At 67.9% G+C, this 13,525-nt stretch carries 10 protein-coding genes; 7 read left to right on the forward strand and 3 right to left on the reverse strand.

All coding sequences use genetic code 11. The features are described from left to right. Nucleotides 1–122: 122 nt before the first annotated feature. The 3 genes from boxB to AAFF27_06060 form a co-directional block, all read right to left on the reverse strand. Nucleotides 123–1,562, reverse strand: a complete 1,440-nt coding sequence (gene boxB, locus AAFF27_06050; protein XAH24753.1) for a benzoyl-CoA 2,3-epoxidase subunit BoxB — start codon at nucleotides 1,560–1,562, stop codon at nucleotides 123–125. A 23-nt stretch (nucleotides 1,563–1,585) separates the two neighbouring features. Beyond that, nucleotides 1,586–3,280, reverse strand: a complete 1,695-nt coding sequence (boxC, locus tag AAFF27_06055) for a 2,3-epoxybenzoyl-CoA dihydrolase (protein XAH24754.1) — start codon at nucleotides 3,278–3,280, stop codon at nucleotides 1,586–1,588. A gap of 400 nt (nucleotides 3,281–3,680) precedes the next feature. Then, the gene (locus AAFF27_06060) at nucleotides 3,681–4,592 is read right to left on the reverse strand and encodes a helix-turn-helix transcriptional regulator (GenBank protein XAH24755.1); all 912 of its coding nucleotides are present in this window, start codon (nucleotides 4,590–4,592) and stop codon (nucleotides 3,681–3,683) included. A gap of 171 nt (nucleotides 4,593–4,763) precedes the next feature. Between AAFF27_06060 and AAFF27_06065 the strand changes: the two genes are divergently transcribed. The 7 genes from AAFF27_06065 (at nucleotide 4,764) to AAFF27_06095 (ending at nucleotide 13,525) form a co-directional block, all read left to right on the forward strand. Continuing rightward, nucleotides 4,764–5,234, forward strand: coding sequence for a DUF4863 family protein (locus AAFF27_06065; GenBank protein XAH24756.1), 471 nt, complete (start codon nucleotides 4,764–4,766; stop codon nucleotides 5,232–5,234). Beyond that, complete coding sequence (locus tag AAFF27_06070; GenBank protein ID XAH24757.1) at nucleotides 5,231–6,805, forward strand: 3,4-dehydroadipyl-CoA semialdehyde dehydrogenase; 1,575 nt, start codon at nucleotides 5,231–5,233, stop codon at nucleotides 6,803–6,805. Before AAFF27_06065 ends, AAFF27_06070 begins: the two co-directional genes overlap by 4 nt. 60 nt (nucleotides 6,806–6,865) lie before the next feature. After that, complete coding sequence (locus AAFF27_06075; protein XAH24758.1) at nucleotides 6,866–8,719, forward strand: feruloyl-CoA synthase; 1,854 nt, start codon at nucleotides 6,866–6,868, stop codon at nucleotides 8,717–8,719. Between the two features lie 9 nt (nucleotides 8,720–8,728). After that, nucleotides 8,729–10,348 carry a benzoate-CoA ligase family protein gene (locus tag AAFF27_06080; protein XAH24759.1) on the forward strand — a complete coding sequence of 540 codons (1,620 nt, stop codon included), beginning with the start codon at nucleotides 8,729–8,731 and terminating at the stop codon, nucleotides 10,346–10,348. Then, entirely contained in the window at nucleotides 10,345–11,193 is an 849-nt protein-coding gene (locus tag AAFF27_06085; GenBank protein ID XAH24760.1) for an alpha/beta hydrolase, read from the forward strand. The genes AAFF27_06080 and AAFF27_06085 overlap by 4 nt, the downstream gene beginning before the upstream one ends. Before the next feature lie 41 nt (nucleotides 11,194–11,234). Further along, entirely contained in the window at nucleotides 11,235–12,431 is a 1,197-nt protein-coding gene (locus AAFF27_06090; GenBank protein XAH24761.1) for an ABC transporter substrate-binding protein, read from the forward strand. Between the two features lie 224 nt (nucleotides 12,432–12,655). Continuing rightward, the gene (locus AAFF27_06095; protein ID XAH24762.1) at nucleotides 12,656–13,525 is read left to right on the forward strand and encodes a branched-chain amino acid ABC transporter permease; all 870 of its coding nucleotides are present in this window, start codon (nucleotides 12,656–12,658) and stop codon (nucleotides 13,523–13,525) included.

A 13,525-nucleotide genomic window follows, 5' to 3' on the forward strand; every position in this document is an offset into this window, starting at 1 on the left:
TCTCCTGAAAGCCCGCCCCCTTTGGGGCGGGTTGGGTGGGGCTCGCGGCGCTTGTCGTGGTCACGCTGCTGCCCCCATCCCAGCCTTCCCCCAGCGGGGGAAGGAGCCAAACCAAATACCGATCAGCCGAAACGCACGTACTCGAAGTCGATTGGTTGGCGGTTGATGCCCATGACAGGCGGCGAAATCCAGCCGGCGAACTTGCCGGGCTCCACCACGCGGCCCATCAGCGATGCCACAAAGGCGAAGTCTTCCGAGCTGGGCAGCCATTCGTCTTGCTTGGCGGCCCATTCCACTGCGTTGACCACGCGGCCATCCGGCGACATCTTGATGCCGGCGAGCGCGCCGATCTGGCGGTTGAAGGCCTTGTGCGGAACGCTCAGGCGGGTGGGGATGCCGGCCTTCTCGATCACCTTGTTCCAGCGGTTCACGCCGGCGACCGAGTCCTTGATGAAGTCGTCGCGCAGCACCTCGTTCAGGGCGTTGAGCATGGGCACGTCCTTTTCGACGAGCTGGCCTTCCTTCACTTCCAGCACCTTGTAGGTCTGGCCCTTGAGCAGGTGGTCGTCCTCGCGCTTGCCTTCTTCATAGCGGCCCTTCAGGCCCGAGCTGTAGAAGATGGCGGCATTGCTCGACTGGTCGGCGCCGAACAGGTCGATGGTGACGCTGTAGTGGAAGTTGAGGTAGCGCTGGATGGTGGCCAGGTCGATGGCGCCGGCGGCGCGGATCTTCTGCGCGTCGTCGGTCTTGAGTTCATTCATGACCTGGCAGGTGCGGGCGATGACGCGCGACACGCCGGATTCGCCCACGAACATGTGGTGCGCCTCTTCGGTCAGCATGAACTTGGTGGTGCGCGCCAGCGGGTCAAAGGCGCTCTCGGCCAGCGCGGCGAGCTGGAACTTGCCGTCGCGGTCAGTGAAGTAAGTGAACATGAAGAAGGCCAGCCAGTCTGGCGTCTTCTCGTTGAAGGCGCCGAGGATGCGCGGGTTGTCCTGGTCGCCCGAGGTGCGCTGCAGCAGCGCGTCGGCCTCTTCGCGGCCGTCGCGGCCAAAGTGCTTGTGCAGCAGGTAGACCATGGCCCAGAGGTGGCGGCCCTCTTCCACGTTGATCTGGAACAGGTTGCGCAGGTCGTACATGCTGGGCGCTGTCAGGCCCAGGTGGCGCTGCTGCTCGACCGAGGCCGGCTCGGTGTCGCCCTGCGTGACGATGATGCGGCGCAGGTTGGCGCGGTGCTCGCCGGGCACGTCCTGCCAGACCTTTTCGCCCAGGGAGTCGCCGAAATGCACCTTGCGCTCGGCATCGCCCGGGTTCAGGAAGATGCCCCAGCGGTAGTCGCGCATCTTCACGTGGCCGAACTGGGCCCAGCCCTGCGGATCGACGCTTACGGCAGTGCGCAGGTAGACGTCATGGTTGGTCGAGCCTTCGGGGCCGACGTCGTCCCACCAGTTGATGAAGTTGGGCTGCCACTGTTCGAGTGCGCGCTGCAGCGTGCGGTCCTCGGACAGGTTCACGTTGTTGGGGATCTTGTCGCTGTAGTTCATCGTCGAGGGCAGGGCGGACATGGCGGTCTCCTTCGGTGTTGGGGTTAAACGCGGGTCAGGTCGAACTGGGCCTTGTGGCCCTTGCCGTAGACCTTGAGCGCGCCGTGTTCGCCCACGGCGTTGGGGCGGTTGAAGATCCAGTTCTGCCAGGCGGTGAGCCGGCCGAAGATGCGCGTGGCCATGTTCTCCTTGCCGGCAAAGCGCAGGTTGGCTTCCAGGCCGGTCAGCGCGTCGGGCGACATGGCGGCGCGTTCTTCGATGGCGATGCGGATCTCGTCGGCCCAGTCGATATCGTCTGGCGCGGCCGTGACCAGGCCCAGCGCCACGGCCTCGTCGCCCAGCAGGGCGCGGCCGATGGCGGCGCGCGCGGCGTCCAGCGGCGCGCTTTCTTCGTAGAAGCGGCGCGCCAGGCGCGACTGGTCGGTCACCAGCGGCAGCGGGCCAAAGTTGAACTCGTCCAGCGTGATCGCTGGTGCGCGCTCGGGCGCATCGGGCAGCGCCAGGATGTAGGCGCGGTCGGCGGCAAAGGCCAGCTCGGCCAGCAGGCCGGCAAAGCACGAGCCTTCTTCGATCAGCGCAAACAGGCTGCGCGAAGACACATCCAGCCGCGCAAAAGTGCGGCGCAGCAGGCCAATGGTGGTGCGCACCAGCCAGTGCTCGCGCTGCTGCAGCAGCACCTGGTCTTGCGCCAGCACGGCGGCGGCGCTGCCCTGGGTCTTGAGCAGCCAGGTGCCGATGTCCAGCTCGTTGGTGCGCAGGTGCAGGATGGCGTCGTCCAACTGGCGCGCCATGGCCAGCGGCCACCAGTCGGCGCCCGCAGCCTCAATGCCGGCGATGTCGGTAGGGCCGGCATCGATGGGGGCATGCACCGTCAGCGTGGCGGTGCGCTTGGCGCGGTCGATCTCCACGCCGACATGGGCGTAGCGCAGGCTGTCGGCCGTATCGGTGCGCGCTATGCGGGGTAGGGTGATGCCTTTGGCGGCGGCGGGCCGGTCGCTCTTGGCAGCCAGGGCGGCAGTGTGTTGCTGCACGGTCTCGGCAAACCTGGCCGGCTTGGCGATGGCATCGACCAGGCGCCAGTCCACCGCGCGCTGGCCGCGCACGCCTTCCACGCTGGTGCAGAAGATGTCGGCCAGGTCGTGGCGCACGTGGCGCTTGTCGGTGACGCGGGTCAGGCCGCCGGTACCGGGCAGCACGCCCAGCAGCGGCACCTCGGGCAGGCTGACCGCGCTGGAGCGGTCGTCCACCAGCACGATGTCGTCGCAGGCCAGTGCCAGCTCGTAGCCGCCGCCGGCGCAGGCACCGTTCACGGCGGCGAGAAACTTCAGCCCGTCGTGGCGGCTGGAGTCTTCCAGGCCGTTGCGGGTTTCGTTGGTGAACTTGCAGAAGTTCACCTTCCAGGCGTGGGTAGAGAGGCCCAGCATGAAGATGTTGGCGCCCGAGCAGAAGATGCGCTCTTTGCCGCTGGTGACCACCACCGTCTTCACCTGCGGGTGCTCGAAGCGGATGCGGTTGACCGCGTCGTGCAGCTCGATGTCCACGCCCAGGTCGTAGGAATTGAGCTTGAGCTTGTAGCCGGGCTTGAGGCCGCCGTCCTCGGCAATGTCCATGGTCAGCGTGGCCGTTGCGCCCTCTACGCTGAGCTTCCAGTGCCGGTACTGGCCGGGCTCGGTGCGGTAGTCGATGCGCACGGCTGCGTCGGGCGCGGCCAGGTGGGCGGGAGAGGTCGGTGCATTCATGGCGGGGCTCCTGGCGGCGTTATGCAAATTACTTCACGTCAACTTCTGTGTGTGAAATATAGTGCACGAATACGGTCAAGGTCCTGGGGAAAACCCTGGATGGGCCGTAAAGGAGTGCAAGCGCGCACGGCTGCGCCGCCTGGCGGCAGGCGGCGGCTGCTATTGATATGAGAGCTATGAGCCCAGGCTGTGACTGGGCTAGAGGCCTGAATAAGAACGATAAAGTCAGTTATTCATCGCGCCGTGCGTCATTTGCAGCACGTCACCGCAAAGCCCCTGGAGGCCGCGGAGCAGGCCATGCCGGAACATCCGCGGAACTGGCTTTGCCAGGCCGCAGGATGTGTCCCCTGCAAGGGGGTTGGCGAAGACACGAAGTGCGGAGCCTGGGGGTGTCGCCAATTTATGCCGCCCAGTCCGGCAAGCCGGCTGCATTGCGCACCGTGCTGCGCAGGCCGGCAAAAGCCTCTTCCAGCGAATGCCCGCTGGTGTGGTACTGCAAGTCGGCCTTGCTGTAGAAGGCGGCGCGGCCGGCCAGGATGCGCTTCAGGTCGTCCATGGCCTCTTTGCTGCCGGACATGGGGCGGAAGTCGCCCTGCGCCACCACGCGCTTCATGTGGTCCTCGGGCTCGGCCTGCAGCCACACGGTGTAGCAGTGCGACAGCAGCAGGTTGAAGGTGGCGGCATCCGACACCAGCCCGCCCGGTGTGGCAATCACCACCTCGGGGTAGATCTGTATGGTTTCTTCTAGCGCGCGGCGCTCGTAGCGGCGGTAGGCGTTGGTGCCGTAGAGCGAGTGGATCTCGACGATGCTGCAGCCGGCCACCTTCTCGATCTCGCGGCTCAGCTCGATGAAGGGGTAGCCCAGGTCCTCGGCCAGCATGCGGCCCAGCGTGGACTTGCCTGCGCCGCGCAGGCCCACCAGCGAGATGCGCGACAGCCGTGCCCGGCTGTCGCCGCCCGAGCCAAACAGCTCGGCCAGGCGTAGTCGTGCGCGGTGCAGGTCGGCATCGCTGCGGCCGTCCAGCAGCTCGCGGATCAGCAGCCATTCGGGCGAGCTGGTGGTGGCGTCGCCCAGGATCTCGGCCAGCGAGCACTGCAGTGCCTGCGCCACCTGCTGCAGCACCAGGATCGAGGCATTGCCGGTGCCCAGCTCCAGGTTGGCAAAGTGCCGCTCCGATATGCCGGCGGCCTGCGCCATGGCCTTGCGTGTAAGGCCGCGCCGCGCCCGCAGATTGCGGATGCGGTCGCCCAGCGCCACCAGAAAAGGCAGCTTGCCCGTGTCCTCGGCCGGCAGCTCTGCGGGCTCAGCCATGGCGGCCTCCCCGTGCCTGCGGGCGATCCCCGTATTTACCCCAGCCATGCAGTATTTTTCTTGACACTGGAAAGTCCCGCGCCGTATCGTCCGGCCGTACATGCAAAATAATGCATGAAAATTTTAACAGGTGCCCCCGACAGCACCGCCCCCACGATGAAGGCGGACACGATGCGAGCGCAATTTGATTCATGCGTCCGGACGATAACCCAGGCCGTCGCCGGCAAACCGCTGGACGGCGCGCTGCAGGATTGGTTGCAGGCCAGCCACGGCCCGTCTTCCGACTGGTTCCGCAGCATGCAGGCGGCCTGCGAGGCCGGCGCACGCGAAGGCTGGCTGTGCCAGCGCGAGGGCGGCGGCATCCGCTACGGCCGGGTGGTCAAGCCCTCGGCGGAGTCAGCGCAGTTCTCTGTCGACGTTGTGGACATGGCCGACATCGCCGGCCCGCACCACCGGCATCCGAATGGCGAGATCGACCTGGTCATGCCGCTCACGCCCGATGCGCGCTTTGACGGCACGCCCGCCGGCTGGAAGGTCTACCCGCCCGGCAGCGCGCACTACCCCACGGTGACGGCTGGCCGCGCGCTGGTGCTGTACCTGCTGCCCGAAGGCGCCATCGAATTCACGAAGGCCACCGCATGACGACCGAAACCTTCGCGCTGCTCCCCAACTACCTGGCCGGCCGCTGGCAAAGCGGGCAGGGCGCGGGCGCCGTGCTGCATGACCCGGTGCTGGGCACGGCGCTGGCGCGGGTCTCGCGCGAGGGCCTGGACATCGCTGACGGCTTTGCCTTTGCCCGCAACAGCGGCGGCGCTGCGCTGCGCGCACTCAACTACCGCGAGCGCGCCGCGCTGCTGACTGCCATCGTGCAGGTGCTGCAGGCCAACCGCGACGCCTACTACGACATCGCCACCGCCAACAGCGGCACCACGCGCAAGGACTCGGGCGTGGATATCGACGGCGCCATCTTCACGCTCGGCCAGTACGCGCGCTGGGGCACGGCCTTGGGCGATGCGCGGCACCTGGTGGATGGCGAGGTGGCCAAGCTCGGCAAGCCGGACGAAGCCGGCGTGTTCTTCGGCAGCCGCCATGTGCAGGTGCCCACGCGCGGCCTGGCGCTGTTTATCAACGCCTTCAACTTCCCGGCCTGGGGCCTGTGGGAGAAGGCCGCGCCGGCATTGCTGTCGGGCGTGCCGGTGGTGGTGAAACCCGCCACGGCCACCGCCTGGCTCACCCAGCGCATGGTGGAAGACGTGGTGAATGCGGGCGTGCTGCCACCCGGCGCGCTGTCCGTCATCTGCGGCAGCTCGCAGGGCCTGCTGGATGCGTTGCAGCCTTTCGATGTGCTGTCCTTCACCGGCTCGGCCGAGACCGCTGGCGCCATCCGCGCGCACCCGGCCGTGGCGCAGCGCTCGGTGCGGGTCAATATCGAGGCCGACAGCCTCAACTCTGCCTTGCTGCTGCCCGGCGCCGCGCCCGGCACACCGGCCTTCGACCTGCTGGTGGCCGAGGTAGTGCGCGAGATGACGGTCAAGGCCGGCCAGAAGTGCACCGCCATCCGCCGCGTCTTTGTGCCAGAGGCGCACTACGACGCCGCCGCCGCCGCCATCGCCGCCAAGCTGGCCCGGATCACGGTAGGCAACCCGCGCAACGAGAGCGTGCGCATGGGCGCCTTGGTCAGCCGCGAGCAACTGGCCAACGTGCGCGCCGGCATTGCGCAGCTGCGCACCCAGGCCGATCTGCTGCACGACGGCAGCGCGCAAGCGCTGGTCGATGCCGACCCGGCCATTGCCGCCTGCATCGGCCCGGTGCTGCTGGGCAGCCGCACGCCGGATGCCGCCGACCAGGTGCATGCGGTGGAAGTCTTTGGCCCGGTCGCCACGTTGCTGCCCTATCGCGATGTGGAGCATGCCTATGCACTGGCACGGCGCGGCGAAGGCTCGCTGGTGGCCTCGCTCTATGGCGACGATGCGCGCGCCCTGGCCGATGCCGCGCTGGCGCTGGCCGACAGCCATGGCCGCATCCACGCGGTGTCACCGCAGGTGGCGGCCCTGCACAGCGGCCACGGCAACGTCATGCCGCAGTCCCTGCACGGCGGGCCCGGCCGCGCCGGCGGCGGCGAAGAGCTGGGCGGCCTGCGGGCCTTGAACTTCTACCACCGGCGCGCTGCAGTCCAGGCGGCGGGCGCCGTGCTTGAGCAGATCGCCGGCTAGCACCGGCACCGTTCACCGTGACGGCCCATGAAGAGGCCACTGGCAACAACAGGAGACACGATGAAGCGAGACGAGATTCCCTCCGCTGCCGCCGTGGCGCTGCCCTTCGCCCGGGCCGGCGAGACCGCGCCGCTGGCACTGCCACGCGTGTTGCGCGAAGACCTGCCCGATGGCAGCTTTGTGCTGCGCCACCCTGATCCGCTGCAGCCGCATGCGCGCTGCGTGGGCGACTGGCTGGAGCACTGGGCAGCCGCCACGCCGGATGCCATCTTTTTGGCCGAGCGCACGCCTGAGGGCTGGCGCAGCCTGGACTACCGCAGCGTGCGCCATCAAGTTGGCCGCATTGCCCAGGGCCTGCTAGACCTGAACCTGCCCGCAGGCCGGCCGGTGGTGGTGCTGAGCGATAACGCCATTGACCATGCGCTGCTGCTGCTGGCCGCTCTGCACATTGGCCGGCCGGTGTGCAGCGTATCCAGCGCCTACTGCCGGCTGGCGCGCGACCATGTGCGCATTCGCGGCATCCTCGACGCACTGCAGCCCGCACTGATCTATGCCAGTGAGCCGGCGCTGTACGGGCCGGCGATTGCGGCCTGGGGCGGCGATGCGGTGACGGTGTTCAGCCGCGACGCTGCAGCCCATGCCGACGCGCTGCCATTCGATGCCCTCAGCGCGCAGGACGAGACGCCAGCCGTGCAGCAGGCCTTTGCCGCCATCGGCCCGGACGACAGCGCCAAGTATTTGCTCACCAGCGGCTCTACCGGTACGCCCAAGGTGGTGGTCAACACGCACCGCATGCTCTGTGCCAACCAGCAGCAGATGCGGCAGGCCTGGCCCTTTTTGGAGCGGCACCCGCTGCGCCTGCTCGACTGGCTGCCCTGGAGCCACACCTTTGGCGCCAACCACAACTTCCACCTGGTGCTGGCCAATGGCGGCAGCCTGTGGATAGACGACGGCCGGCCCGCGCCGGGCCTGGTCGAGCGCACCGTGGCCAATCTGCGCGAGGTCAAGCCCAACTTCTTCTTCAACGTGCCGCGCGGCTTCGAGATGCTGCTGCCGCAGCTGGAACAAGACGCCGCCCTGGCGCAGGATTTCTTTGGCCATGTCGAAGGCATCTTCTACGCCGCAGCGGCCCTGCCGCAGGCGCTGTGGGACCGGCTCGACGTGCTGGCGCGCCGCGTGCGCGGCCAGTCGCTGTGGCTCACCTCTTCATGGGGCGCGACCGAGACCGCGCCTGCGCTTACCACCGTGCACTGGCCGATCGAGCGCGCTGGCTGCATAGGCCTGCCACTGCCCGGTGTGGAGATCAAGTTCGTGCCCGGCACAGAAGCCGGCGCCAAGCTGGAGATGCGGGTGCGCGGCCCCTCGGTGTTCCGCGAGTACCGCCATGCGCCCGAGGCCACGGCGGCCGCATTCGACGAACAAGGCTTCTACCGCATAGGCGATGCCGGCCGGCTGGTCGACCCGGCGCGGCCCGAGGCCGGCATTGCCTTCGATGGCCGCGTGGCCGAGGACTTCAAGCTGCTGTCGGGCACCTGGGTGTCGGTGGGCATGCTGCGGGTGCGCGCGGTCTCGGCGCTGGCGCCTTATGCGTCTGATGTGGTGGTGACCGGCCACGACCGCAGCGAGCTGGGCCTGCTGGTCTTCCCCACGCCCGCGCTGGCCGCGCTGCCGGCCGAGGCGCGCGCGCCGGCCCTGCGTGCGGCACTGGCGGCGCTGCAGGGGGAGGGCGGCGGCTCTTCGCAAACGCCTACGCGCCTGCTGGTGCTGGGCAGCCCGCCAGACCCGGACCACGGCGAGATCACCGACAAGGGCTACCTCAACCAGCGCGCGGTGCTGAGCCGGCGCGCGGACGAGGTAGCCGCCCTGTACGCCGATGCCGCGCCAGACCTTGCCCCGCGCGTGGTGCGCCTCTGAAGGAATCCCATGACCGACATCGCCCCGCCCCCCACCGTCTTCAACTTCGCCGGCCACCTGCTGGCGCTCAACGCCGCGCGCGGCGCCAAGGCTGCCTATATCGACGACCACAGCACGCTCAGCTACGGCCAACTGGACGAGCGCGTGCGCCGCATGGCCGCCGCGCTGCGTGCGCTGGGCCTGCAGCGCGAAGACCGCGTGCTGCTGCTGATGCACGACTGCCACGACTGGCCGGTTGCCTTCCTGGGTGCGCTGCATGCGGGCGTGGTGCCGGTCGCCGTCAACACCTTGCTCACCGCAGCCGACTACGCCTACATGCTGACCGACAGCCGCGCCCGCGCGGCCCTGGTATCCGACGCCTTGCTGCCCGTGCTGCGCCAGGCCATGGCGCTGCAGCCCAACGATCTGCGCCACTTGCTGGTATCGCGCCCGGCCGGTGAACTGCCCGAAGGCGCGCAGGCGCTCGACGCGCTGCTGGCAGCGCAAACACCCGCCACCGACGCGGCACGCACCCTGGCCGACGAGCCCGCCTTCTGGCTTTATTCATCGGGCTCCACCGGCCGGCCCAAGGGCACGGTGCACACGCACGGCAACCTGTACTGGACGGTGGAGCTGTACGCCAAGCCGGTGCTGGCCCTGCACGAGGGCGACACCGTGTTCTCTGCCGCCAAGCTGTTCTTTGCCTACGGCCTGGGCAATGCGCTGAGCTTTCCGCTGTCGGTTGGCGCCACCACGCTGCTGATGGCCGGCCGGCCCACGCCCGAGGCCTGCTTCGAGCGCATGACCACGCACCAGCCCACCGTGTTCTGCGGCGCGCCCACCGGCTACGTCGGCATGCTGGCCGCGCCCGGGCTGCCGGCGCGCAAGGCGGTGGCGCTGCGCATGTGCTCGTCTGCCGGCGAGGCGCTGCCGCGCGAGATTGGCGAGCGCTTCACCGCGCACTTTGGCTGCGAAATCATCGACGGCATAGGTTCCACCGAGATGCTGCACATCTTCCTGTCGAACCGGCCGGGCGACGTGCACTACGGCACCACCGGCCGCGCGGTCGATGGCTATGAGCTGGAGCTGCGCGGCGAAGACGGCCACCTGGTGGCCGATGGCGAGATCGGCGACCTCTACATCCGCGGCCCCAGCGCCGCGCTGATGTACTGGAACAACCGCGAGAAATCACGCGAAACCTTCCAGGGCGCCTGGACCAAGAGCGGCGACAAATACCAGCGCAACGCCAACGGCACCTACACCTACGCCGGCCGCAGCGACGACATGCTCAAGGTCAGCGGCCAGTACGTCTCGCCCTTCGAGGTGGAAGGCACGCTGGTGCAGCACCCCGCGGTGCTGGAGGCTGCCGTGATTGGCGTGGAAGACAGCCAGGGCCTGCTCAAGACCAAGGCCTTTGTCGTGCTCAAGCCCGGCCATGCGGCCAGCGACGCCATCGAGGCCGAGCTGAAGGCCTTCGTCAAGGCGCGGCTGGCGCCGCACAAGTACCCGCGCCAGATCGTTTTTACAGACGAGCTGCCCAAGACCGCGACCGGCAAGATCCAGCGCTTTCGCCTGCGCGAGCAAGAGCGCGTGCAGATCGCAGCGGCCGGTGCCATTGCCGCCGCCAGCCTGTCGGGGGTGGCCGTATGACGGCGCCGCAGTTTGTAGACGTGCGCTGGGACGGCCGCGACACCCGCATTGAGTACCAGCACCTGGCGCCCGAGCGGCGCGGCCAGCCGCTGCTGGTCTTTTTGCACGAGGGCCTGGGCTCCATCACCATGTGGAAGGACTTCCCGGCCCAGCTGTGCGAGGCGGTGGGCTGCCGTGGCCTGGTGCTGTCGCGCTGGGGCTACGGCCAGTCCAGCCCGCGCCCGCACCACGAGCGCTGGCCGGTGGATTTCATGCAGCGCCAGGCACAGGCTTTTTTGCCGGCCTTCTTTGCCGCCATCGGCCATGACACGCTGGCCGACCGGCCCTGGTTCTATGGCCACAGCGATGGCGGCTCGATCGCGCTGCTGCATGCGGCGGCCTTCCCGGATCGGGTGGCCGGCATCGTGGTGGCGGCGCCGCACATCCTGGTGGAAGACATCTCCATCCGCAGCATCGAGCAGGCGCGCGACGGCTATGTCACCACCGACCTGCGCAGCAAGCTGGCGCGCTACCACGCAGACCCGGATTCAGCCTTCTGGGGCTGGAACGACATCTGGCTGGACCCGGCCTTTCGCGCCTGGAACATCGAGGCCGCGCTGCCCGCCATCACCTGCCCGGTGCTGGCCGTGCAGGGCCGCGAGGACGAATACGGCACGCTGTGGCAGATCGAAGGCATTGCCGCCGCCGTGCCGCAGACCGAACTGCTGGTGCTGGAGGACTGCGGCCATTCGCCGCACCGCGACCAGCCCGCCGCACTGAAGGCCGCCGTGGCCACCTTTGTGCGCCGCCACGCGGGCCGCACGGCCTGGCGCAGTGCCGGCGCGGCGCAGGCCGCCGCCACCTGAGTTCCCTCGCGTTTTCACCACCAAAAGAGAAGGAGACAAGCATGCGTTCCCATTCCATCCCCCTGCGTTCCATCGCGCTCGCCTGCACCGCGGCCGCGGCCCTGTTCACCGCCAGCGCCCAGGCCCAGGCGCCGGCTGCGTCGAGTGCGCCGGTCAAGGTCGGGCTGATGCTGCCCTACACCGGCACCTTCGCCGCGCTGGGCGTGGCCATAGAGAACGGCTTCAAGCTCTATGTCGACGAGAACGGCGGCAAGCTCGCCGGCCGCTCGGTCGAGTACTTCAAGGTGGACGACGAATCCGACCCGGCCAAGGCCCCCGAGAACGCCAACAAGCTGGTCAAGCGCGACCAGGTCGACGTGCTGGTCGGCACCGTGCATTCGGGCGTGGCCATGGGCATGGCCAAGGTGGCCAAGGACAACAAGACTCTGCTGATCGTGCCCAACGCCGGCGCCGACGCGGTCACCGGCCCGCTGTGCGCGCCCAACATCTTCCGCAGCTCTTTCAGCAACTGGCAGCCGGCCTATGCCATGGGCCTGGTGGCGGCCGAGCAGTTCAAGCACAAGACGGCGGTCACGCTGAGCTGGAAGTACGCCGCCGGCGATGAGTCGGTCAAGGGCTTCAAGGAAGGCTTCGAGGCCAAGGGCGGCAAGGTGGTGAAGGAGCTGAACCTGCCCTTCCCCAACGTCGAATTCCAGGCGCTGCTGACCGAGATCGCGGCCTTGAAGCCAGACGCGGTCTACGTCTTCTTTGCTGGCGGCGGCGCGGTCAAGTTCGTGAAGGACTATGCCGCTGCCGGCCTGAAGGAAAAGATCCCGCTGTACGGCGCGGGCTTTCTCACCGACGGCACGCTGGAGGCCCAGGGCGACGCCGCCAACGGCCTGCTCACCACGCTGCACTACGCCGATGAGCTGAAGGTGCCCAAGGACCAGAGCTTCCGCACCGCCTACGCCAAGGCCTACAAGCTGCAGCCCGACGTGTATGCCGTGCAGGGCTACGACGCGGCGCAACTGCTGGCCGCCGGCATCAAGGCCGCAGGTGGTGACTTGTCGCAGCGCGACGCCGTGGTCAAGGGCATGGAGCAGGCCAAGATCGACAGCCCGCGCGGCCCCTTCACCATGTCCAAGGCGCACAACCCGGTGCAAGACATCTACCTGCGCAAGGTGGTCGGCAAGACCAACCAACTGGTCAGCGTGGCGGCCAAGGGCCTGGCCGATCCGGCGCGCGGCTGCCGCATGTAAGGCCCTGCTGGCGCCGACGCTGTTCCAACCCGTTCGGGCTGAGCCTGTCGAAGCCTGGGCCCGCACCTATCGGCCCAATGACCGGCTCAGGGCGAACGGAGCTACCTGGGCAGCATCGTTGCCGCATCTGGATTGATTGCTACTAAATATATAGCTAATAGCCCAGGTGGGATAAGGGCTAGAGCCCTATTTGACTCATAAAAGGCTTTGACAAGCACCGCGCCATGGACCTGACCACCTTCCTCATTCAATGCCTCAACAGCGTGCAGTACGGGCTGCTGCTGTTCTTGGTGGCCAGCGGGCTGACGCTGATCTTCGGGATCATGGGCGTCATCAACCTGGCGCACGGCAGCTTCTACATGATCGGCGCCTACATGGCCTTCGCGCTCAGCAGCCTGGTCGGCAACTTCGCGCTGGCGCTGCTGCTGGGCATCGTGCTGGCGGTGGTGCTGGGCTACCTGCTGGAGTGGTGCTTCTTCAGCTTTCTGTACGAGCGCGAGCACTTGTCCCAGGTGCTGATGACCTACGGCCTGATCCTGGTGTTCGAGGAGCTGCGCAGCATCCTGGTGGGTGACGACGTGCACGGCGTTGCCGTGCCGGCCTGGCTGGACGGCAGCATCGCCATTGGCAACGGCATGGCCTACCCGGTGTACCGGCTCTTCATGTCGGGCGTCTGCCTGGCGGTGGCAGCGGGCATGTATGCGGTGATCCGGCATACGCGGCTGGGCATGGTGGTGCGCGCGGGCTCGACCAACCGCGAGATGGTGCAGTCGCTGGGCATAGACATTGCGCTGTTGTACCGCGTGGTGTTTGCCGTGGGCATGGCGCTGGCCGTGCTGGCGGGCATGATCGCCGCGCCCGTGGCATCGGTCTATCCGGGCATGGGCGGCTCGGTGCTGATCGTCTGCTTTGTGGTGGTGGTGATTGGCGGCATCGGCTCGGTCAAGGGCGCGCTGGTGGCGGCGCTGTTGATCGGTTTTGTCGATACCTTTGGCAAGGTGCTGTGGCAGCAGGCGGCCGGTGTGCTGGTCTATGTGCTGATGGCCGCGATCTTGTTGTGGAAGCCGCAAGGCCTGTTCCGCCAGGGAACCTAG

Origin of the sequence: Xylophilus sp. GW821-FHT01B05, assembly GCA_038961845.1 — a bacterium.
Lineage (GTDB): Bacteria > Pseudomonadota > Gammaproteobacteria > Burkholderiales > Burkholderiaceae_C > Xylophilus.